At 64.5% G+C, this 21,588-nt stretch carries 18 protein-coding genes; 11 read left to right on the top strand and 7 right to left on the bottom strand.

The window, feature by feature from the left end:
- Positions 1–53: 53 nt before the first annotated feature.
- Positions 54–2,429, bottom strand: a complete 2,376-nt coding sequence (locus JQ591_RS20385; protein WP_211397788.1) for a glucose/quinate/shikimate family membrane-bound PQQ-dependent dehydrogenase — start codon at positions 2,427–2,429, stop codon at positions 54–56.
- A gap of 323 nt (positions 2,430–2,752) precedes the next feature.
- Between JQ591_RS20385 and JQ591_RS20380 the strand changes: the two genes are divergently transcribed.
- Entirely contained in the window at positions 2,753–4,003 is a 1,251-nt protein-coding gene (locus JQ591_RS20380) for a multidrug effflux MFS transporter (protein WP_211397787.1), read from the top strand.
- A gap of 316 nt (positions 4,004–4,319) precedes the next feature.
- Here JQ591_RS20380 and JQ591_RS20375 read toward each other — a convergent pair whose 3' ends face one another.
- The gene (locus tag JQ591_RS20375) at positions 4,320–5,927 is read right to left on the bottom strand and encodes an ABC transporter substrate-binding protein (protein ID WP_211397786.1); all 1,608 of its coding nucleotides are present in this window, start codon (positions 5,925–5,927) and stop codon (positions 4,320–4,322) included.
- Positions 5,928–6,195: 268 nt separating this feature from the next.
- Here JQ591_RS20375 and JQ591_RS20370 point away from each other — a divergent pair, with 268 nt between their 5' ends.
- From JQ591_RS20370 to JQ591_RS20335, 8 genes are all read left to right on the top strand, one after another.
- A complete protein-coding gene (locus JQ591_RS20370) occupies positions 6,196–7,326 on the top strand; it encodes a M20/M25/M40 family metallo-hydrolase (protein ID WP_211397785.1) in 1,131 nt (376 codons plus the stop codon).
- A gap of 166 nt (positions 7,327–7,492) precedes the next feature.
- Positions 7,493–8,434, top strand: a complete 942-nt coding sequence (locus tag JQ591_RS20365) for an ABC transporter permease (protein WP_211397784.1) — start codon at positions 7,493–7,495, stop codon at positions 8,432–8,434.
- A gap of 19 nt (positions 8,435–8,453) precedes the next feature.
- Entirely contained in the window at positions 8,454–9,341 is an 888-nt protein-coding gene (locus tag JQ591_RS20360; RefSeq protein WP_211397783.1) for an ABC transporter permease, read from the top strand.
- A gap of 11 nt (positions 9,342–9,352) precedes the next feature.
- Positions 9,353–11,002, top strand: a complete 1,650-nt coding sequence (locus JQ591_RS20355; RefSeq protein ID WP_211397891.1) for an ABC transporter ATP-binding protein — start codon at positions 9,353–9,355, stop codon at positions 11,000–11,002.
- A 343-nt stretch (positions 11,003–11,345) separates the two neighbouring features.
- Positions 11,346–12,851: a M81 family metallopeptidase gene (locus JQ591_RS20350; RefSeq protein ID WP_211397782.1), complete on the top strand. Its 1,506-nt coding sequence runs from the start codon at positions 11,346–11,348 to the stop codon at positions 12,849–12,851.
- Positions 12,852–12,864: 13 nt separating this feature from the next.
- The gene (locus tag JQ591_RS20345) at positions 12,865–14,037 is read left to right on the top strand and encodes a M20 aminoacylase family protein (protein ID WP_211397781.1); all 1,173 of its coding nucleotides are present in this window, start codon (positions 12,865–12,867) and stop codon (positions 14,035–14,037) included.
- Positions 14,030–15,451 carry an amidase gene (locus JQ591_RS20340; RefSeq protein WP_211397780.1) on the top strand — a complete coding sequence of 474 codons (1,422 nt, stop codon included), beginning with the start codon at positions 14,030–14,032 and terminating at the stop codon, positions 15,449–15,451. Before JQ591_RS20345 ends, JQ591_RS20340 begins: the two co-directional genes overlap by 8 nt.
- A gap of 149 nt (positions 15,452–15,600) precedes the next feature.
- Complete coding sequence (locus JQ591_RS20335) at positions 15,601–16,491, top strand: crotonase/enoyl-CoA hydratase family protein (protein WP_211397779.1); 891 nt, start codon at positions 15,601–15,603, stop codon at positions 16,489–16,491.
- A gap of 12 nt (positions 16,492–16,503) precedes the next feature.
- Here JQ591_RS20335 and JQ591_RS20330 read toward each other — a convergent pair whose 3' ends face one another.
- Complete coding sequence (locus tag JQ591_RS20330; protein ID WP_211397778.1) at positions 16,504–17,481, bottom strand: NADPH:quinone oxidoreductase family protein; 978 nt, start codon at positions 17,479–17,481, stop codon at positions 16,504–16,506.
- Positions 17,481–18,089 carry a 2-hydroxychromene-2-carboxylate isomerase gene (locus tag JQ591_RS20325; RefSeq protein ID WP_211397777.1) on the bottom strand — a complete coding sequence of 203 codons (609 nt, stop codon included), beginning with the start codon at positions 18,087–18,089 and terminating at the stop codon, positions 17,481–17,483. Before JQ591_RS20325 ends, JQ591_RS20330 begins: the two co-directional genes overlap by 1 nt.
- A gap of 110 nt (positions 18,090–18,199) precedes the next feature.
- Here JQ591_RS20325 and JQ591_RS20320 point away from each other — a divergent pair, with 110 nt between their 5' ends.
- Together JQ591_RS20320 and JQ591_RS20315 are read left to right on the top strand one after the other, a co-directional pair.
- Complete coding sequence (locus JQ591_RS20320) at positions 18,200–19,222, top strand: methionine synthase (RefSeq protein WP_211397776.1); 1,023 nt, start codon at positions 18,200–18,202, stop codon at positions 19,220–19,222.
- Entirely contained in the window at positions 19,219–19,455 is a 237-nt protein-coding gene (locus tag JQ591_RS20315) for a hypothetical protein (protein ID WP_211397775.1), read from the top strand. Before JQ591_RS20320 ends, JQ591_RS20315 begins: the two co-directional genes overlap by 4 nt.
- Here JQ591_RS20315 and JQ591_RS20310 read toward each other — a convergent pair.
- The 3 genes from JQ591_RS20310 to JQ591_RS20300 are packed head-to-tail and all read right to left on the bottom strand — an operon-like array spanning position 19,452 to position 21,390.
- Complete coding sequence (locus JQ591_RS20310) at positions 19,452–20,069, bottom strand: hypothetical protein (RefSeq protein ID WP_211397774.1); 618 nt, start codon at positions 20,067–20,069, stop codon at positions 19,452–19,454. The genes JQ591_RS20315 and JQ591_RS20310 overlap by 4 nt on opposite strands.
- A gap of 27 nt (positions 20,070–20,096) precedes the next feature.
- Positions 20,097–20,624, bottom strand: a complete 528-nt coding sequence (gene gpt, locus JQ591_RS20305) for a xanthine phosphoribosyltransferase (protein WP_211397773.1) — start codon at positions 20,622–20,624, stop codon at positions 20,097–20,099.
- A 28-nt stretch (positions 20,625–20,652) separates the two neighbouring features.
- Positions 20,653–21,390, bottom strand: coding sequence for a competence/damage-inducible protein A (locus JQ591_RS20300; protein ID WP_211397772.1), 738 nt, complete (start codon positions 21,388–21,390; stop codon positions 20,653–20,655).
- Positions 21,391–21,588: the final 198 nt, after the last annotated feature.

Raw genomic sequence — 21,588 nt, 5'->3', positions numbered from 1 at the left:
TTGGCACGGTTCGCGTATGATCCGGACGATGCCTCCATGACGACCTCCCGCGTTCAATCCTTCAACGCGTAGGCGATGACGTAGTCCCCGCGCCTGGTGCCGAATGAGCCATGGCCGCCGGCCGCGGTGACGACATATTGCTTGCCGTCGGCCTCGTAGCTCATCGGCGTCGACTGGGCACCGGCCGGCAACCGATCTTCCCAGAGCACGTTGCCGTTGCGCACGTCGTAAGCCCGGATCGTGTACTCGTAGGTGCCGGTGTAGAATGCGACCCCGCCTGCGGTCGTGATCGGCCCACCCAGCATCGGCACACCCATCTTGAAGGGAAGAGGCAGCGGCGTGGTGTCCCTGATGGTGCCGTTGGGATGCTGCCAGACGATTTTCATCGTCCTGAGATCGATTGCCGCCATCGAGCCCCATGGCGGCCGGTAGCACGGCACGGACAACGGCGAGAGGAAGCTCGATATATCCACTCCGAACGGGGTGCCATACATCGGCTGCGTCCCAACCTCGCTACCGACCGGCTTCTCGGCGGTCGGCGCGGGAGGATTGAGGGGGCCGCGCGGAATGAGCCTTGAGACGAAGGGCAACGACATCGGGTTGGCGATGGCGATCTGTCTCACGGGATCGACTGCGATGCCGCCCCATTCGAACATGCCGAGATTGCCGGGGAATACCAGCGTGCCCTGCAAGGATGGCGGCGTGAACGTGCCCTCGTAACGCAGTCGATGGAACGCGATCCGGCACAACAGTTGGTCGAAGATCGTACCGCCCCACATATCGGCGCCGGTCAGTCTCGCCTCCGGGCGGAATGTCAGCTCGGAAAACGGCTGCGTCGGCGCGGTGCGGTCGCCGGGTGCGGCTCCTTGCGGGACCGGGCGCTCCGGCGCCGGCACGATCAGTTCGCCGTTCCTGCGGTCGAGCACAAACAGGTTGCCCACCTTGGTCGGCTGGATGATCGCGGGCACGACGCCCTTGGCCGTCATCACATCGACCAGGCTCGGTTGCGACGGAACGTCCATGTCCCAGAGGTCGTGATGCACGGTCTGGTACGACCAGGCACGCTTGCCGGTGTTGATGTCCAGCGCAACGATGGAGCTGGAATAGCGCTCGACGAGCTCATTGCGATTGCCGCCCCAGATATCGGGACCATTGTTGCCGGTGGGGATAAAGACGAGGTTGAGCTTCGGGTCGAACGCGGCGGAGATCCACGAATTCGGCGATCCATTGGTATAGTGGCGGGTCGGCGACGGCAGCGCGTTCTCCTCCGCCGCGCCGGAGTCCCAAGCCCAGATCAGCCTGCCGGTGTAAACATCGAAGCCGCGGACGACGCCCGACGGCACTTCGACCGCATAATTGTCGATGACCGCGGCGGCAACGAGCAGGATCTTGTCGCTGACAACCGGCGGCGACGTCGGTTCGAAAAAGCCCGTCGTCGTGATCCCCATCCCTTCCTGCAGGTTGAGGCTGCCGTGATCGCCGAAGCTGTCGCAGAGCTTGCCGCTGTCGGCATCGAGCGCGATCATGCGTCCGTCATTGACCGGCAGGAAGATCCGCCGGGGGCATTCGGCGGGTGCCGCACCACCGCTGCTGTCGAGTGCGCCGGCGGCCGCTTCGTGATAGGAGACCCCGCGGCAGGTCATATGCTGGAACGTCTTGTTGAACGTCAGCTTGGGATCGTACCTCCAGCGCTCGGTGCCGGTCTTGGCGTCGAGCGCAAACAGGACCTGGTGCTGCGAGCAGAGATAGAGCGTATCGCGGACCTTGATCGGGGTGACCTCGAAGGTCGTCTCGCCGGAATCGTTTGGCGTCGCCACGTCGCCGGTGCGGAAGGTCCAGGCGACCTTGAGCTTGCCGACATTATCAGGCGTGATCTGCTTCAGCGGTGAATAGCGCTGTCCAAACTGGGTGCGTCCATACGCACGCCAATCGCCATCCGGCTGCGGGTCGGCTTCACTTTGCTGGACCCCAGAACCGGTCTCCGCGATCGTGCCATTGATGTCGTGATAGCTGGAGAACAGCCCGATCACGAGCACGACCGAGGCCACGACAACGGCGGCCCAGAGCGGCGCCGTTGCACTTCGGTAGGACACCCGCTCGTTTTGCACCAGCCCACGGACGATCACCGGCGTGAGAAGCCAAAGCGCCATCGGGAAGACGACGTCGCCACGCGCCGCGAGCGGCCACCAGTCGAATTGCACTTCGTAGACGGCCCATGCCAGCGTGCCGCCCAGCACGATTGCAAACAGCCATAGCGCTGATCGGCGCTGCGCCATGAGCAGCGCGGCCGTGAGCAGAAGGCCGGCACCGAGGATGACGTAGAAGATCGAACCGCCCAACGCGGCAAGCCAGAGGCCGCCGGCCGCGAGGACCAGGCCGATCAAGGCATAGACGATACCCGTGACAAAGACCGCCCTGGATCGCTGCATGATCGCTCCCGGCACGAACAAGGGACCGGACCTGTCCCGCGTCCCCGCAACAGCCCCGCTCTCGGGGACTCTCGTCCAATCAACGGTAACTAACAACCATTAGATGTTGGGCGGACAAATGGCACTCGGGCGGCCGGGTAAGCCCGTCGCGCCGGCTGAGTGAGGCCCCCAGCGCTTCGCCGGCGTGAATGTCAAAGCCCCAACGGCCGCTTCTTCACCAATTGTTGTCCGTCCCGGCGCCGCCTGCCAGCCATCTCGAAACATGACTTGTGCGTTGCAGCATCGAGGTTAGATAAAGCTCTTGAATTTCAGAGGGGAGCTTCTTGTCCGACGTCAATGCCGACGATTGGGTGTCCGCGGGACACCGGCCCATGGGTTTCCCCGAATTCGTCATCGTGATCGCGTCAATCATGGCGCTGAATCCGCTTGCGATGGACATGATGCTCCCGGCGCTGCCCAATATCGGGTCAGCGTTCAATATCCCCGTCGCCAACCATCTCCAGCTGGTGCTGTCGACCTTCCTGATCGGCTTCGGCGCGGGCCAGTTCGTCATGGGTCCGCTGTCGGACCGCTTCGGCCGCCGCCCGGTGCTGCTCGGCGGGATGGCGGTCTATGCGGTGGCGAGCGTGCTGGCGATTGCCGCGCCGTCGTTCGAGACGCTGCTGCTGGCGCGCGCACTGCAGGGCTTCGGCACCTCGGCGACGCGCGTGATCGCGACCTCGATCGTGCGTGACTGCTACGTCGGCCGCCGCATGGCGAGCGTGATGTCGCTTGCGATGATGATATTCATCGCGGTGCCCGTGATCGCGCCCTCCTTCGGCCAGGCGGTGCTGCTGGTGACGCAATGGCGCGGCATCTTCGTCGTGCTGATGCTCTACGGCCTGCTCGCGCTCGCATGGTCCGTGCTGCGGCTGCCGGAGACCTTGCCCGAGAGCGAACGCAGGTCGCTTGCGCCGGCCGACGTGCTCGCGGCCTACTGGCAGACCGTGACTCATCGCCAAACCATCGGTTACGCGCTCGCCGCTGGTAGCGTGATGGGTGCGCTGTTCGCCTACGTATTTCTGGCCCAGCAGGTTTTTGTCGGCATCTATCACCTCGGCCATTATTTTCCGCTCGCCTTCGCCGCGATCGCGGCCGGCACCGCCATTGCCGGCTTTCTCAACGCGAGATTCGTCGGGACCCTCGGGATGCGCGTGATCTCGCATGGGGCACTCACGCTCTACACCGCGGTGGCTGGCGTGATGCTGCTGACGGAAAGCCTCGGCGCGTTGCCGCTTCCGCTGTTCATGGTGCTCTCGGCGCTCATGATGTTCTCGTTCGGCATGATGGTCGCCAACTTCACGGCACTCGCCATGGAGCCGCAGGGCCACATCGCCGGCACGGCCTCCTCGCTCTACGGCTCGATCACCACGTTGATCGGCATCGTCGTCGGCATGGCGATCGGACAAAGCTTCGACGGCACGCTGCTGCCGTTCTCGGTCGGCTTCTTCGTGTCGTCACTCGCGGCGCTCGCGATCGTGCTGGTGGTGGAGAGAGGGCGGCTGTTCAAGCCGCATCATCGCGCCATCGCGTGAGGAACTTCGTGGCGCTTTCGATGTTGTACTGCAACAATCTGAAAAGGCGCTTCAATGGAACCGGAACCCCGTAAAGACCACGACGCCGCGGAGCGGGCGAAGACGGAACGTACGCCGTTGAGCGCCGAGAAGGTCGCCTTCACCGTGCCATTCGCGAGCGAAGGGCTCGAGGGGATCCGCGACAGCCACTGCTGAGCGAGACGCCTGTTAGTCCCGCCTGGCGAACGACAACCCTGGCAAACGACAACGGCGCCGCTGATGACAGCGGCGCCGCATGATGATCCGGACCAAAGGTGCCGAGGAAGTGCCCTCGCCCCTACTCCGACTTGTCGACGTTCCAGAACAGCGGGGTCGCGGGACCGTCGAGGACGCCGGTCAGCGATTTGCGCCAGCCGCTCGGCAGCAGATACTGCCCCAGCGGAATGTAGATCACCTGCTCATAGGCTTCCTTCTGGATCTCAGCGGCGATCTTCTTCTGATCGTCGAGCGAGGCGGCGCGAACGAAGTCGTCCTTGAGCTTTTCGATCTTGGCGTTCTCCGCCCAGCCGAACCAGCCCTTCTTGCCCTGGCCGCCGATCGAGAGATTGGCGATCGGGTTGGAGACGTCGGCCGCCACCCAGTTGGTGAAGAACATATTCCAGCCCCCCTCCTTCGGCGGCTTCTGGCTGGCGCGGCGGCTCACCACCGTCTGCCAATCGGTCGCTTGCAGGTCGACCTTGAAGCCGGCCTCGCGCAGCAACTGAGCCGCAACGATCGGCTGCGCCTTCAATGTCGTGACATCGCCAGGGGCCATGATCACGATCGGGGTGCCGTCATAGCCGGACTCGGCGAGCGCCTTCTTGGCTTCGGCCATGCCGTTGCCCTTCACCAGGGTCTCGCCACCGACCTCGGTCGCGAATGGCGTGTCGCACACGAAGAAGGCACCACAGATCTTCTGATATTTGGCGTTGCCGACGAGCGCGTCGAGAACGTCCTTCTGGTTTATCGCCAGAAAGGCGGCACGCCGCACCTTCACGTTGTCGAACGGCGGATAAAGGAAGTTCATCCGGCCGAGCGTCTGGAAGCCGAACTTGTTCGAGACCTCGATCGTGATCTCCTTGTTCGCCTCCAGCAACGGCAGCATGTCGTAGGGCAGATTTTCCATGAAGTCGATGTCGCCCGACTGCAACGCGTTCACCGCGGTCTGCGAGTCCGGCATGGTGATCCACTCGACGCGGTCGACCTTCACCACCTTGCCGCCGGAGGTCCAGCTCGACGGCTCCTTGCGCGGCACGTAGTCGGTGTTCTTGACGTAGACCGCCTTCACGCCCGGCTGGAATTCCGACTGCACGAACTTGAAAGGACCCGAGCCGATCTGCTCGGGGATCTGCTTGTCCGGCGGCGTCTCGGCGAGGCGCTTCGGCATCATGAAGGCAACGCGGGAGGACGGCTTGCCGATCGAGTCGAGCACGAGGCCGTAGGGCTCCTTCAGCTTCAGCGTGATGGTCTTGGCATCGGTCGCCTCGATGCTCGCGGTGAAGTCGAGCAGTTTCTGGCCCATGCCGTCGACCGCGGCCCAGCGCTTGAGCGAGGCAACGCAGTCCTCCGCCGTCACCGGCGCACCGTCATGCCACTTCAGGCCGTCGCGCAGCGTGAAGGTGTAGGTGAGCTTGTCGTCGGAGACCTTCCAGTCCGCCATCTGCGGCTGGATCTTGAAGTTCGAATCGGGCGCCACCAGCGTGTCATAGATCATGTAGCCATGGTCACGCGTGATATAGGCCGTGGTGAAGATCGGATCGATGATGCGCAGATCCGAGTGCATTACCGCCGTGATGGTCTTGCCGGCCGCAAGCACCGGCGAGGCCAGCGCGGTCGAAAGCGCGACGACCGACAGCGCAAGTTTGGAGGCGAACGCGCGAGGCCCCCGGCGCATCAACTTAAACATAAAAGTTCTCCTGACGTGAAACTGTTCAAAGGCAGGTTATCGATTGAGCATCCGGTTCGTTCCTTAGGCGAACTAACCTCATGCAATGCCTTTATCTTTTCGAGACTTGCAGACAGTGCCGAGCGCGTCAATCCGGTTTCGCTGCAAGCCCAAGCGGCGCGCGCACGGGCTCCACAAGGATCGGTTTGGCTCTACAACGCTCTCCGCCTGTCCTGCCCTGCGCCGATGCAATGCGCGTTCCACGTTCCGAAGCTCGAGAGACATTGAGATGAATCCAGCCAATCTTCCCTTCGATTCCGAAGCGATGCTCCAGGGCCTGCGCGGCTGGGTGGAATGCGAAAGCCCGACCTGGGACGCGAGCGCCGTGAACCGCATGCTCGATATCGCAGCGCGGGAGATGGCGATCATGGGTGCGACGATCGAGCGCATCGCCGGTCGCCAGGGCTTTGGTGGCGTGATCCGCGCACGCTTTCCGCATCCGAAGCAAGGCGAGCCGGGCATCCTGATTGCCGGACACATGGATACCGTCCACCCCACGGGCACCATCGAGAAGCTGAAATGGCGGCGCGAGGGCAGCAAGTGCTACGGACCCGGCATCTACGACATGAAGGGCGGCAATTATCTTTCGCTGGAAGCGATCCGCCAACTGGCCCGCGCCTCGTTCACGACGCCGCTGCCGATCACCGTGCTGTTCACGCCCGACGAGGAAGTCGGCACACCCTCCACGCGCGATATCATCGAGGCGGAAGCCGCGCGCAACAAATACGTGCTGGTGCCCGAGCCCGGCCGCGCTGACAACGGCGTCACCACCGGACGTTACGCCATCGCGCGCTTCAATCTCGAGGCGACCGGCCGGCCAAGCCACGCCGGCGCGACCTTGTCGGCGGGCCGCTCGGCGATTCGCGAGATGGCGCGGCAAATCCTCGCCATCGACGCGATGACGAGCGAGGACTGCACGTTTTCGGTCGGCGTCGTGCACGGAGGACAATGGGTCAATTGCGTTGCCACGACCGCCACCGGCGAAGCGCTTTCGATGGCCAAGCGCCAGGCCGACCTCGATCGCGGCGTCGAGAGGATGCTGGCGCTGTCAGGTACAACCAACGATGTCGCCTTCAAGGTGACGCGCGGCGTGACACGTCCGGTCTGGGAGCCTGATGCCGGCACCATGGCGCTGTATGAAAAGGCCCGCGATATCGCCAAGTCGCTCGGCGCAGAACTGCCGCATGCGAGCGCCGGCGGCGGCTCCGACGGCAATTTCACGGGTGCAATGGGCATCCCGACTCTCGACGGCCTGGGCGTGCGTGGCGGCAACGGCCACACGCTCGAAGAGTATATCGAGGTCGAAAGCCTCGTCGAACGCGGCCGGCTGATGGCAGGGCTGCTCGCGACTCTGGAGTGATGGCGCGAGCCACGCCACCAAAACCGAGCCAGCTCACCAAAACAAGGTGACCGCACTGCAAAAACCGTGGCCCGGATGGCATGGGAATTGCTGAAATGTTAGGCTGATGGCAGAACCAGGCTGCAGCCGCTGTCTCTGATTTGACTCTAATCTGACGGGATCCAACTTGCTCGGATATCTCCTTCGCCGAATTTTCGCCGCCGTGCCCGTGATGGGCGTGGTGGCGCTGTTCGTCTTCCTCCTGCTCCGCCTCACGCCGGGCGATCCCGCCGCGATTCTTGCCGGCGACAACGCCACGCCGGAGCGGCTCGAGCGCATCCGCACCTCGCTCGGTCTCAACGAGCCGCTGATCGTGCAGTTCATCACCTGGCTGAACAAGCTGCTGCACGGCGATCTCGGAACTTCACTCATCTCCAACCTTCCGGTGATGAAGATGATCGGCCAGCGGGTCGAGCCGTCGATCTCGATCGCGCTGTCGACCATCATCCTCGCCGTCATCGTCGCTGTTCCCCTGGGTGTGATCGCGGCCTGGAAGCACGGCACCTGGATCGACCGCTTCGTGATGGGCCTGTCCGTGCTCGGCTTCTCGGTGCCGGTGTTCGTGGTCGGCTACATCCTGATCGAGGTCTTCGCGATCGACCTGCGCTGGGTGCCGGTGCAGGGCTTCCGCAGCATCTCGAACGGTTTTGGGCCGTTCTTCGAGCGCATCATCCTGCCGACCTGCGCGCTGTCCTTCATCTACATCGCGTTGATCGCGCGCATGACGCGCGCGGCGATGCTCGACGTGCTCGGCGAGGACTACGTCCGCACCGCGCGCGCAAAAGGCATCAACGAAGTCGCCGTGATGATGCGCCATGCGCTGCGCAACGCCGCCGTGCCCGTGATCACGGTGATCGGTACCGGCTTTGCGCTTCTGATCTCCGGGGTCGTCGTCACCGAAAGCGTGTTCAACATTCCCGGCATCGGCCGCCTCACGGTGGATGCGGTGCTGGCGCGCGACTATCCGGTGATCCAGGCGATGATCTTGCTGACGTCGTTGATCTATGTCGTCGTCAATCTCCTGATCGACGTCGCCTACACGCTGCTCGATCCCCGGATCCGGTACTGAGGCAAGGATAACAACAAAAATGTCGGTCGATACCCTTCCCCAGTCGTCCATTCCGATCACGTCGCCGCTGCGGCCGCGCTTCGGATTCCTGACCTCGACGCCGATCATCGCGGCAGCGACCATCTGCCTGGCGTTGGTTGTGCTGATCTCGATCCTGGCGCCGTTGATCGCGCCGCATGACCCGATCCAGCTTGCACCCTCGCAGCGGCTGAAGCCCTCTTCGGCGCAGTTCCTGCTCGGCACCGACGCCTATGGCCGCGACCTACTGTCGCGCGTCATGTATGGCGGACGCATCTCGCTTCTGATCGGCATCGGCTCGGCGATCATGTCGATCGTCATCGGGCTGGCGATCGGCCTCGTCTCCGGCTTCTTCAAGCTGGTCGATTCCGTCATGATGCGGATCATGGACGGCCTGATGGCGATGCCGAGCATCCTGCTGGCAATCGCCGTGGTGTCGCTGTCCGGCGCCAGCCTCTGGACCGTGCTGATCGCGATCACGATCCCCGAAGTTCCCCGCGTGGCACGCCTGGTGCGCTCGGTCGTGCTGTCGGCGCGCGAAGAGCCCTATGTTGAAGCGGCGATCTCGGTCGGCTCATCCCTGCCAAAGATTATGTGGCGGCATTTGATGCCGAACACGATCGCACCTCTGATCGTGCAGGGCAGTTACGTCTGCGCGTCCGCGATCCTCACCGAGGCCATCCTCTCCTTCCTCGGCGCCGGCATCTCGCCGGAAACGCCGACCTGGGGCAACATCATGGCCGAGGGCCGTCAGTACTTCCAGCTCAAGCCGACGCTGATCTTCTGGCCGGGCCTGTTGCTGTCGATCGCGATCCTCAGCATCAATTTGATCGGCGATGCCGCCCGCGACGCCCTCGATCCGCGCATGAAACAGCGGGAAGGCAAGTAATGACCGATCAAGTGACCAGCACCATCCTCGACATCAACAACCTCGTCGTCTCCGTCGGCAAGAAGGCGAACGCTGCAAACATCATCGACGGCATCTCGATCCAGGTGCGCGAGCGCGAGACGCTGTGCCTCGTCGGCGAAAGCGGCTCGGGCAAGTCGGTGACCTCGCTGACCACGATGGGCCTGCTGCCGAAAGGCACGCTGATTCCCACCGGCGGCAGCGTCAAGCTGGTCGGTGAGGAGATTCTCACCGCGACCGACCGCCGCCTGCGGCAGCTCCGCGCGACGCAGATGGCGATGATCTTCCAGGAGCCGATGACCGCGCTCAATCCGGTGGTGCCGGTCGGGCGCCAGATCGACGAGGTCCTGCGCGCGCACACCAATCTCGACGCGAAGGCGCGGAAGAAGCGCATCCTCGACATGATGGAGCAGGTGCGCCTGCCCCAGGTCGAGCGCATCTTTGCCTCCTACCCTCACCGACTCTCCGGCGGTCAACGCCAGCGCATCATGATCGCGATGGCACTCGTGCTCGAACCGAAGCTGCTCATTGCGGACGAACCGACCACCGCGCTCGACGTCACGACGCAGAAGCAGATTTTGACCCTGATCCGCGACCTCCAGCGCGATCACGGAACCGCCGTGCTGTTCATCACCCATGACATGGGCGTGGTCGCCGAGATCGCCGACCGTGTCGCGGTGATGCGGCAGGGCCGGCTGGTCGAGACCGGCACACTCGATTCCATCCTGCGCAATCCGACCATGGAGTACACCCGCAACCTGCTCTCCGCAGTGCCGAGCCTGGTGCCGCGCGCGGCACGGCCCGAGACCAAGGAACCCGTGGTGCTGGAGGCCAACGAGCTCGGCAAGGTCTACCGCGAGCGCGCGTTCTTCGGCAAAGGCCGCGAAGTCGTCGCCGCCGACAAGGTCACGCTGACGCTGCGCAAGGGCCGCACGCTCGGCATCGTCGGCGAGAGCGGCTCGGGCAAATCGACCGTGGCGCGCTGCATCGTCCGCCTGATCGATCCGACTTCCGGCGGCGTGCGCCTGTCCGGCCGCGAGATCTCGGACATCTCGCGGCGGCTGTTGCAGCCGCATCGGAAGAAGATCCAGATCGTGTTCCAGGATCCCTACCGCTCGCTCAACCCGCGCGTCACCGTCGGCGAAAGCATCGCGGAAGGCCCGATCAATTACGGCGTGTCGCATGCCGACGCAATGAAGCGTGCCCGCGAGTTGCTCGAGCTGGTCGGCCTGCCCGCCGATGCGATCGCGCGCTATCCGCACCAGTTCTCGGGCGGCCAGCGTCAGCGCATCGCGATCGCCCGCGCGCTCGCGCTCGATCCCGACGTACTGGTCGCGGACGAGGCGGTCTCCGCCCTCGATGTCTCCGTGCAGGCGCAGGTGCTGGAACTGTTCGACGAGATCCAGAAGCGGCTAGGCATCGCCATCCTGTTCATCACTCACGATCTGCGCGTCGCAGCACAGATCTGCGACGAGGTCGTGGTGATGCAGCACGGCCGCGTCGTGGAGCAGGGCCCGGCCGCCGAGGTGCTGACGCATCCGAAGGAGGCGTACACCAGAGCCTTGCTCGAGGCAGCGCCGGGCCGCGGCTGGGATTTTGCGAACTTCCGGCCGGTGTCGGAGGGCGTGGCGGCCACGCTGTAGCATCTAGCAATGGTAAGAGTGCGGGGTACCCCCGCCTCCCCATCGTCGTCCCGGCGAAGGCCGGGACCCATACCGCGAGGTCCATCGACCGCGCTTGGTGCTGGTCCCGAACTTCCAGTCTCCGCCAAACTATTCCCTGTGGTTATGGGTCCCGGCCTTCGCCGGGACGACACCCAGAGTGTGATTGACGGAGTGACACACAACATCCACCGCACCCACAGCATTCCCAAAACGGCCTGACGCCATGCGTGGCGCGATGGGTTCGCGAGCTTGCTCTGGTCACAAGGCCAAGGCTAACGTCGATCGCTAACGTCGCGCACTTTCAATTGCTGGACTTGAGTTGATGACACGTATCGCCGTCGGCGGCTTCCTGCACGAGACCAATACCTTCGCTCCGACGAAGGCGACTTTCGCCGACTTCCAGCACGGGGGCGGTTGGCCGGCGATGACGCAAGGTCCCGACGTACTGAAGGTGATGCGCCGCATCAATGTCGGCCTCGCCGGCTTCGTCGACAGTGCCGAGGCCTACGGCTGGGAACTCGTTCCGACGATTGCCTGCGGCGCGAGCCCGTCAGCGCATGTCACCAGGGACGCCTTCGAGCGCATCGTCAAGGCGATGGTCGACGGCATCGCAGCCGCCGGCACGATCGACGCCGTCTATCTCGACCTGCACGGCGCGATGGTCACGGAACATTTCGACGATGGCGAAGGCGAGATTCTGGCGCGCGTGCGCCGCGTCATCGGCAAGGACATTCCGCTGATCACCAGCCTCGACCTCCACGCCAACGTCACCCCCGACATGATGGAACATGCGGACGCGCTGATCGCCTACCGCACCTATCCCCATGTCGACATGGCCGAGACCGGCCGCGCCTCCGCGCGACACCTCGCATTGCTCTTGAAGACCAGGCAGCGTTTTGCAAAGGCCTTCCGGCAATTGCCGTTCCTGATCCCGATCAGCTGGCAGTGCACCAACGACCAGCCGACCAAGGGCATCTACGAAAAGCTTGCCGCGCTGGAGAGCGATGCGGTTCCGACGCTGTCCTTCGCGCCCGGCTTCCCCGCCGCCGATTTCCGCGATTGCGGACCGAGCGTATTCGCCTATGGCAACACGCAAGCCGATGCCGACCGTGCGGCGGATGCGATCGTGAAACTGATCGAGAGCCACGAGGACGATTTCGACGGCAAGATCTGGTCACCCGATGACGGCGTGCGCCACGCGATGGAGCTCTCGAAGGGCGCGAGCAAGCCGATCATCATCGCCGACACCCAGGACAATCCCGGTGCCGGCGGCGATTCCGACACCACCGGAATGCTACGAGCGCTGGTACGCAACAAGGCCAGCGCCGCGACCGGCGCGATCTACGATCCGGAATCGGCCAAGGCCGCGCATGCAGCCGGCGTCGGCGCCACCGTGACGCTGTCGCTCGGCGGCAAGTCCGGCATTCCCGGCGACGAGCCCTATCGTGAGACCTTCGTCGTCGAAAAACTATCCGACGGCCGCTTCATCGCGCCAGGTCCCTACTATGGAGGCCGCGAGATGGAGATGGGCCCGTCCGCCTGCCTTCGCATCGGCGACGTCCGCGTCGTCGTGAGCTCGCACAAGGCGCAGCTCGCCGACCAGGCAATGTACCGCTATGTCGGCATTGAGCCGACCGAAGAGAAGATTTTGGTCAACAAGAGCTCCGTGCACTTCCGCGCCGATTTCGAGCCGATCGCGGAAAAGCTGATGATCTGCGCCGCCCCCGGCGCGATGCCCGCGGACACGGCTACGCTGCCATGGACGCGCCTGCGACCGGGCATCCGCATCAAGCCGAACGGCCCGGTTTTCACTCCCTCCTCACGCTAACTGGACAGGACACATGCCCACGATCGACCGCATCGACGGCTATGCCGACGAACTCACAGCTATCAGGCGCGACCTTCACGCCCATCCGGAGATCGGCTTCGAGGAAGTGCGCACCTCCGGCATCGTCGCGGACAAGCTGAAGAGCTGGGGCATCGAGGTGCATCGCGGTCTCGGCGGCACCGGCGTGATCGGCGTCATCAAGGGCAAGGGTTCGGGCGGCAAGCGCATCGGCCTGCGTGCCGACATGGACGCGCTGCCGATGGAAGAGAACACCAATCTGAAATGGAGTTCGAAAATCCCCGGCCGCTTCCATGGCTGCGGCCATGATGGCCACACCACCATGCTGCTCGGCACCGCGCGCTACCTCGCCGAGACCAGGAATTTCGACGGCACCGTGCACCTGATCTTCCAGCCGGCCGAGGAAGGCCTCGGCGGCGCCCGTGCGATGATCAAGGACGGGCTGTTCGAGAAGTTTCCCTGCGACGAGCTCTACGGCCTGCACAACGCGCCCGACCTCAACCACGGCGAGATCGCGATCCTGCCCGGCCCCGCGATGGCCAGCGCCGACTTCTTCGACCTCCGCATCACCGGCTACGGCGCGCATGGCGCGATGCCGGAGCGCTCCAAGGACGCCGTGATCATCGCGACCACGCTGGCGCAGGCGATCCAGACCATCGTCAGCCGCAATGTCGAGCCGCTCCAGGCAGCCGTCATCTCGATCACGCAGATCCATGCCGGCTCCGCCTACAACGTCATTCCCGGCGACGCGCATCTCTGCGGCACCATCCGCACCTTCTCGAAGGAAGTCCGCACCCTGATCAGCGAGCGCATCCGCACGATCTGCGCCGGCATTGCGAGCGCCTATCAATGCGTGATCGACGTCGACATCCGCGATACCTTCGATGTGCTGGTCAACCAGGTCGAGCAGTCCAAGGTGGTCGAGGACGTCGCGCGCACCGTCGTCGATCCTTCCAAGGTGATTACCCGTGCCCAGCCGAAGATGGGCAGCGAGGACTTTGCCGACATGCTGCAAACCATTCCCGGCGCCTATTTCTGGGTCGGCCACGACGGCTCGGTGCCCGTGCACAATCCCGGCTTCGTGCTCGACGACAAGATCCTGCCGATCGGCGCCAGCATGTTCGCCCGGATCATCGAGACCCGTATGCCGGCAGGTAGCAATGCATAAAAAGAGCGTCGAAGAGGATGTCACCTCGCTGCACGATCTCTCCGCGGTCGATCTGATTGCGGGCTATCGCGCCAGGCAGTTCTCGCCGAGCGAGGTGCTGGACGACGTGCTCACGCACGTCGCAGCGTGGGAGCCGCACCTCAAGGCGCTCTATGCGTTCGATCCCGACGGCGCGCGCGAGGCCGCGAAGGCCTCGACCGCGCGCTGGTCCGGGGGCGAGCCTTCCGGAGCGCTCGACGGCGTGCCCGTGACGGTGAAGGACAACATCGCGACCAAAGGCGTGCCGGTGCCGCTGGGGGCTGCGAGCGTCAAGCTCACGCCGGCCGAGAAGGACGCGCCGCCCGCCGCGCGCCTGCGCGAAGCCGGTGCGATCATCTTCGCAAAAACCACCATGCCCGATTACGGCATGCTGTCCTCGGGGCTCTCCAGCTTTCATGCGCTCGCGCGCAATCCCTGGGACCTCTCCAAGAATCCCGGCGGGTCCAGCGCCGGCGCGGGCGCCGCTGCGGCAGCTGGCTATGGTCCGCTGCATCTCGGGACCGATATCGGCGGCTCAGTCCGCCTGCCTGCGGGCTGGTGCGGCCTCGTCGGATTGAAGCCGAGCTTTGGCCGCGTGCCGATCGATCCCACCTATGTCGGCCGCGTCGCCGGTCCCATGACCCGCACCGTCGACGATTGCGCGCTGATGATGAGCGTGATCGCAAAACCCGACCGGCGCGACGGCACGAGCCTGCCCGCCGAGCCCCTCAACTGGAAGGGGATGGAGAAATCCCCGCGCAAACTCCGCATCGGATTGATGCTCGATCCCGGCGTTGGCCTGGCGCTGGAGAAACCGGTGCGCGAGGTCGCGGTGAAGGCGGCGAAAGCGTTCGAATCCGCAGGGGCCGTCGTCACCGAAGTCGACGGCATCCTCACGCGCGAGATGCTCGATGGTCTCGACAATTTCTGGCGCGCGCGGATGTGGGATGACCTGTCCAGGCTGACGTCGGCCGAGCAGGCAAAAGTGCTGCCCTACATCTTCAAATGGGGCGAGTCCGGCGCAAAGCTGTCTGGCGTCGAGGTCATCCGCGGCTTCAACCAGACCATGGCAATCCGGGCGGCGGCATCAAAGCTGTTCTGCGAGCTCGACTATGTGATCTCGCCGACCGCGCCGAACGTGAACTATCCGGCGGAGTGGGCCTCGCCGACCAACGATCCCATGAAGCCGTTCGAGCACATCGCCTATACCGTGCCGTGGAATATGTCGGAGAATCCGGCGATCTCTATCAACGGCGGCTTCGACGCCAAGGGTTTTCCCATCGGCGTGCAGATCGTCGGCCGCCGCTTCGACGATATCGGCGTGCTCGGCATGGCCAAGGCTTTTGAGAGCCTGCGCGGGCCGCAGAAGCCCTGGCCCGGCCCGCCGGCGCGCTAACGCACTCCGTCATGGCCGGGCTTGTTGTTCAGCCCGTCCATCCACGTTCTCTTACTGGTCGCCACATGCCCAGTCCGCGCAAGACGGACGCCGGCGACCATGCATGACGTCTCTTCGAGACAGAATTCAGGACAGGGAAGGAAACCACCATGGCGTATGAGACGATCAAATACGAGGTCGCCGAGCAGATCCTCACCATCACGCTGAACCGCCCCGACAAGCTCAACGCCTTCAACGCGCAGATGCAAGGAGAGCTGATCGACGCGTTCGACGCAGCCGACAAGGACGACAACGTCCGCGCCATCATCGTCACAGGCGCCGGCCGCGGTTTTTGCGCGGGCGCAGACCTTTCGTCCGGTGCGGATACGTTCGATCGCGACGCCCGGCGCGGGCCGGTGAAGCGCTTCGCCGACGGCAAGGTCGACTACAGTGATTCCCAAGTGCGCGACGGCGGCGGCCAGGTGACGCTGCGCATCTTCAAATGCCTGAAGCCGGTGATTGCCGCAGTAAACGGTCCCGCGGTCGGCATCGGCGTCACCATGCAGCTCGCGATGGACATCCGCATCGCGTCCGACGCCGCGCGCTTCGGCTTCGTGTTCTCCCAGCGCGGCATCGTGCCGGAGGCCGCCTCAAGCTGGTTCCTGCCGCGCATCGTCGGCATCTCGCAGGCGCTGGAATGGTGCTATTCGGGCCGCGTCTTCCCGGCGCAGGAAGCCCTCGCCGGTCGCCTCGTCAGCAAGGTCGTAGCCCCTGATGACCTGCTGCCGACCGCCCGTGCGCTCGCCAAGGAGTTTGCGGCGAAGACCGCGCCGGTGTCGGTGGCGCTGATCCGCCAGATGATGTGGCGCATGATGGGCGCCGACGATCCGATGGAGGCCCACAAGGTCGACAGCCGTGGCATCTACGCGCGCGGCCGCTCGGACGACGTGAAGGAAGGCGTGGTGTCGTTCCTGGAAAAACGCCCTGCGCAGTTCAAGAACAAGGTGTCGAGCGATATGCCAGACTATTTCCCGTGGTGGACGGAGCGGGAGTACAAGTGACCTTGTAGGCACTTAGTCCATCACCAGCGCCACTCGCCCGATCGCCTTGCGGTCGAGCAACAGCCGCATCGCCTTCGCATAGTCCTCCAGCGGCAGGCGGTGCGAGACGTTGGGGCGGAGCTTGCCCTCCTCCGCCCATGTGAGCAGCGCCTTCAGGCGCACTTCGCCAAGCGCGGGATTTTTCCGCACGGCTTCGCCGGCACGCACACCGAGCACACTGGCGCCCTTGATCAGCAGCAGGTTGGTCTTGGCCGAGCCGATGCCGCCGGTGAAACCGATCACCAGCAGCCGCGCACCCCAGGCGATACAGCGCATCGAATTCTCGAACACCTCGCCGCCGACGGGATCGAACACCACGTCCGCGCCGCGACCGTCGGTGATACGCTTGACGGCATCACGAAACGGCTCGCGGTCGTAGCGCACGAGGTGATCGGCGCCACGCGCCTTGGCGATCGCGAGCTTTTCGTCACTGGACGCAGTTGCGATCACGGTCGCGCCCAGCATCTTGCCGATCTCGACGGCAGCAAGGCCCACGCCCCCGCCGGCGCCATGCACCAGCAGCACCTCACCCGGCTCGACCCGGCCGCGGTCGATCAGCGCGTGATAGGCGGTGCCGTGCCCGGCGAGATAGGTCGCGGCTTCCGCATAGTCGAACGTCGATGGCATCGGCGTGAGCTGCGACGGCATCACCACGACTTCATCGGTGAAGGCCCCGTGCCGCATCTTGACGATGACCTTGTCGCCGACGGCGACACCGGCCGCCTCTGCGCCGACCTCGGTCACGTCGCCGGCCGCCTCCATGCCCGGCGTGAACGGCAGCTCCGGCTTGAGCTGGTATTCGCCGGCCGCCATCAGTACGTCGGGAAAATTCAAGCCGGCGGCACGGATCGCGACGCGCACTTCGCCCGGCTTCAGGTTGCGCGACGGAAACTCCTCAAGCTGCAACGCTTCGGGCGCGCCGAGCGTGCGGCAAACAACAGCCCGCACCATCAGGCCGCGCTCGCCTTGCCGCGCAGCAGCGCCTCGCGGATCAACGGCAGGCGGTCATTGCCGAAATACATGTCGGTCTTGCCGACGAAGATCGTCGGCGAGCCAAAGCCGCCGCGGGCGACGACCTCTTCCGTATTGGACTTGAGTTGATCCTTGATCTCCTGCCCGGAAATGCCCGCGAAGAATTTCTGCTCGTCGACGCCGACCTTGCTGCAGATCTCGGCGAGCACTGCGTCCTGCGAGATGTCCTTGTCCTCGCCCCAATAGGTCTCGAACACCGCCGTGGCGAAAGGCACCGATTCTTGCCCGAGCCAGATGCAGCCGCGCATCGCTTTCACGCTGTTCACCGGAAACACCGTCGGCGGCATCTTGATCGCGAGTCCGGCCGAGCGCGACCAGTCGGCAAGGTCCTTTTTCATGTAGCGCGCCTTCAGCGGCACCGGTGTCTCACGCTGCGCATAGACACTTGGGTTGACCGTATTGAAGATGCCGCCCACCAAGATCGGCCGCCAGATGATCTCCACGCCAACCTCCTTGGCCAGCGGCTGAATGTTGTGGAAGGCGAGATAGGTCCAGGGGCTGGAACAGTCGAAGAAGAATTCGATCATGGCGTTTCCGGTCCGGCGCCGCGGGTTTCATGGCGACTTTTGTTGTTCTGTACCTCGACGTTAAGACATGGCAGGAAGGGGCGCAATCACAACCGGCCGGGAGGGCCGCCATGCTGTTTCCAACCACGATCGCCGGCTCCTTGCCGAAGCCGGAATGGCTCGCCGAGCCCAACATGCTCTGGGCGCCCTGGAAGTCGCAAGGCGACGAGCTCGTCCGCGCCAAGCGCGATGCGACGATGCTTGCCGTCAAAGTCCAGGAGGACGCCGGCATCGACATCGTCACCGAGGGCGAGCAGGCTCGGCAGCATTTCGTCCACGGTTTCCTGGAGAAGATCGAGGGCATTGACTTCGCCCACAAGGTCGAGATGGGCATCCGCAAGGATCGCTACAAGGCGATGGTGCCGCAGGTCGTCGCCCCGCTCCGGCTGAAGAGCCGCGTCCACGCCGACGAGGCGCGCGTCGCCCGCGCACACACGAAGAAGAAGCTGAAATTCACCCTGCCCGGCCCGATGACCATCATCGACACCATTGCCGATCGTTACTATGGCGACCGCGTCAAGATGGCCTTTGCGTTCGCCGAACTTCTGAACGAGGAAGCCAAAGCGCTGCAGGCCGACGGCGTCGATCTCGTGCAGTTCGACGAACCCGCCTTCAACGTCTACATGGACGAGGTCAACGACTGGGGCATCAAGGCGCTGGAGCGCGCCGCGCAGGGCCTGACCTGCGCCACCGCCGTGCACATCTGCTACGGCTACGGCATCAAGGCCAACACCGACTGGAAGGAAACGCTCGGCACGCAATGGCGGCAGTACGAGCAGATCTTTCCCGCGATCGACGCAAGCCCGATCCAGCAGGTCGCGATCGAGTGCCGTAATTCGAAGGTGCCGCTCGATCTGCTTGCGCTGCTCAAGACCAAGATCGTGCAGGCCGGCGTGATCGACGTCGCCAGCGACACGGTAGAGACCGCCGAGGACGTCGTGAAGGTGATCGACGCGGTATCGAAGTTCGTGCCGAAGAGCAACATCATCGCCACCACCAATTGCGGCATGGCGCCGATGCGGCGCGAGATCGCCGAGGCCAAGTTGATGGCGCTCGGCGCCGGTGCCGCGCTGGCACGCGAGAAGCTTGCGTGATCGCGGTGATCCGCCCGGCACTCGTCGCCGCGGCTCTTGCGGCGATCACCTTGCCTGCGCGCGCGGAGGATCGCTCCGTGCTGTTGAATTGCAAGGCGATGGTGGAGCGCGCTTCGAAGGATGCGAGTGCCGCGAGCGAAGCCGAACTGACCCGGTGCCGGCAGGTGATCCGCGAATGGGCGTTGCGCGACGCCCGGACGACGGTCGACGAGCAAGGGCGGCCGCTGCGCTAACCGAACGCCGTCGGATGGGTCAGCGGCTGGTATCCGGCGCCGAGCGCGCGCAATGTGGATGGCGGCGTCAGCAACATCGGACTTTCCGGCTCGCGCTTAACGTGAGCGTAGCCGGCTAGCGACCACAGCAGCGCCCGGCCTCGCATCACCAGGAAACTCTCTTCGCCCTGCTGCACCATCGCGCCATCGGGCAATTCTGCGACGGGCACCGGCATTGCATGCAGCCGCTTCTTGCCGCGGTCGAGACGCTCGCGATGCAGCACCGCGTCCATCGCCTTCGCGCTGACGTCGCTGGCGCCATTCCCCACTTCCCATGCGCTGCGAAAGCGCCTGGCGTCGTCGCGGCGGCAGAAGAAACAGGGACGGTGACCTGCGGCAAAGGCCGTGGCCTCGTCGAGAAAGAACAGCTCGGTCCAGCTCCGCCGCGCCATCACGGGCCGCCGCCAGCCGCGGAATTCACACAGGCAAACGATCCAGGCCGGCGACGACCAGCGCTTCTTCAGCAGCGTCTTCGTTGCGGGGTCATGGATGATGCCGCGATTGCCGGTGAACAGGCCGCGGTGCGGCGTGGCAATGATGTCGCCGGTGGGCGTGACGCGGTTTTGCAGGGGCATGGTTGCTCCGCCGCGCGGTCGCGATAGTCACGCCGCCCCGTCGCGGAGCGGGGGGTGGTAGGACAGTGCGGTGTCCCAAGGGAAGAATATCCAGGTGTCCTGCGAGACTTCGGTGATGAAAGTGTCGACCAGCGGACGTCCCTTCGGCTTGGCGTAGACGGTGGCAAAATGCGCATCGGGGAGCATCGCGCGCACAAGCTTGCCGGTCTTGCCGGTGTCGACGAGGTCGTCGACGATCAGGAGCCCCTTGCCGGTGCCGCCGCCGAGCTTCATCGCCGCATCCGAAATGCCCTTGAGGACCTGCAAGTCACCCTGCTTGTCGTGGTCGTAGCTGGCGATGCAGACCGTATCGATGACGCGCACGCCGAGTTCGCGAGCCACGATCGCCGCCGGCACCAGGCCGCCGCGGGTGATCGCGATCACCGCATGGAACGGGCCGACCTCGTTGAGCCGCCAGGTCAGCGCCCGGCAATCCCGGTGGAACTGGTCCCACGAGACCGGAAAGGCCTTGCCGGCCCGCTCCTGTGCGCTCAGTTCCGGTGCTTCCCCAGCCATCGTCGTCTCCTGCTTCGTCTGCCGGTTGCTAGCGGGTGATATTCAATCCCGCCAGCATTTCCTTCACCGCCGCCATCGCAGCTGCAAGCTTGTCCGCATCGCGCGAGCGCACCACCAGATTGGTGTTGGGCTTCTGCTCTTCATCCATGAAGGGATAGCTGCCGATGATGGTGTCGGGGTGTTCGGCGGCGATCACCCGCAGCGGGCTGCCGATGTCGCCTTCCCGCGCATTGGCGCGGACCGATTCGGAGAGCATGCGCACGCCCGATTTCAGCTTGGGCGAGACGATGTCCATCATCGCCTGCATGATCGAGGGCACGCCCGCCATCACGATGACATTGCCGATCTTGAAGCCGGGGGCGAGGATGGTCGCGCTCTGGATCAACTCGGCACCGTCGGGAATGCGGGCCATGCGCAGGCGGGCCTCGTTGAGGTCCTGCTCGCTCCAGCGCTCGCGGAAACGGGCGACCACCTCCGGGTGGTGGTCGATGCCGACGCCGAACGCCTTGGCGACGCTATCAGCGGTGATGTCGTCATGGGTCGGCCCGATGCCACCGGTGGTGAAGACATAGGTGTAGCGATGCCGCAGTGCATCCAACGCGGCAATGATGTCGGGTTCGTCGTCGGAGACGACCCGGACCTCCTTCAGGTCGATGCCGATATTGGTCAGGTATTCGGCGATGAAGCCGATATTCTTGTCCTTGGTCCGGCCGGACAGGATTTCGTCCCCAATGACCAGAATGCCCGCCGTGACGATCTCGCTCATACCTCAAGTCCCTCGCCTATCGGCCCGACTTTGCCGAGGTAACGCGTTGAAGTCACGCGGTTTTGCTGCCGAAATAAGCAGTCCTCAGCCATTTTTTCAGGCAAGCCGCCGGCCATTCCCGGCAAATGTCCTTTCCCCATGCTTATCGCGCTGGCCCGGCCCTTGCTACCGCATGAAAGTCATGCACTCTTGCCGCAT

Source organism: Bradyrhizobium canariense, assembly GCF_018130465.1.
GTDB lineage: Bacteria > Pseudomonadota > Alphaproteobacteria > Rhizobiales > Xanthobacteraceae > Bradyrhizobium > Bradyrhizobium canariense_C.
The sequence above is the reverse complement of the archived record's forward strand: the minus strand, read 5'-3'. Positions and strand labels throughout refer to the sequence as shown.